Here is an 823-nt window from a genome sequence, read left to right as displayed (position 1 = left end):
ACAGGGAAGGCATATCCAAGGAAGAAATGACCGGTCTGCTCAAACGCCAGTACGACGGATATCATTTCAGTAAAGCCATGACAGATATCTACAATCCTTTCAGCCTGCTTAATGCTTTTGCCACGCAAGACATGCAAGATTACTGGTTCCGTAGCGGTACGCCTTCATACCTCATCCGCCTGCTTGCGCATACCGATGAGAATTTGGATGAACTGACCGGGAAATACTATGACCCGCAGGAGTTTGTCGACTATAAGGCAAATGTAGAAAAACCTTTGCCGATGATTTACCAGAGCGGATACCTCACCATTAAGGACTACAAACCACGGAGAGGAACATTCCTGCTCGACTTCCCCAACAATGAAGTTAAGAAAGGATTTGTATCGCTGGTGGCTTCCGATTATTTCAAGCCCCAACGGGAAAATGTAAACAGTTGGATACAAGACCTTATCGATGCGCTGGAGGAAGGTGATACAGACAAGCTGCATAAGCTGTTCACCTCCTTCCTTGCCGACATCCCTTACACCATGCGTCGCAAGCAGGACGAGAGGGAAAGGGAGCGTTATTTCCACTACACGTTCTACCTGATATTCCGTTTGGTCAGCGTCTATACGGTCTATACCGAAAAGGAACAGAGCGAAGGACGGGTGGACTGCATCGTAGAGACACCCGATTACGTCTACATTTTCGAGTTCAAACTGGACGGTTCGGCAGACGAAGCCCTAAAGCAGATAGAAGAAAAAGGCTACGCACGCCCGTATGCTTCCGACAGGCGACTTATCTATAAAATAGGTTCCAGCTTCTCTTCACAGACCGGGACCAT

Annotated in this window: 1 protein-coding gene; it reads left to right on the top strand. The window is 48.0% G+C overall.

Annotated elements, in window-relative coordinates; genetic code table 11:
- The coding region (locus B5F78_RS16625; RefSeq protein WP_162608595.1) for a PD-(D/E)XK nuclease domain-containing protein at positions 1-823 on the top strand (823 nt) is incomplete at both ends.

It is taken from the genome of Bacteroides sp. An279 (assembly GCF_002159615.1).
GTDB classification, from domain to species: Bacteria; Bacteroidota; Bacteroidia; order Bacteroidales; family Bacteroidaceae; genus Phocaeicola; species Phocaeicola intestinalis.
Note: the sequence above shows the minus strand (reverse complement) of the source record. Positions and strands in the feature narration are given on the sequence as shown.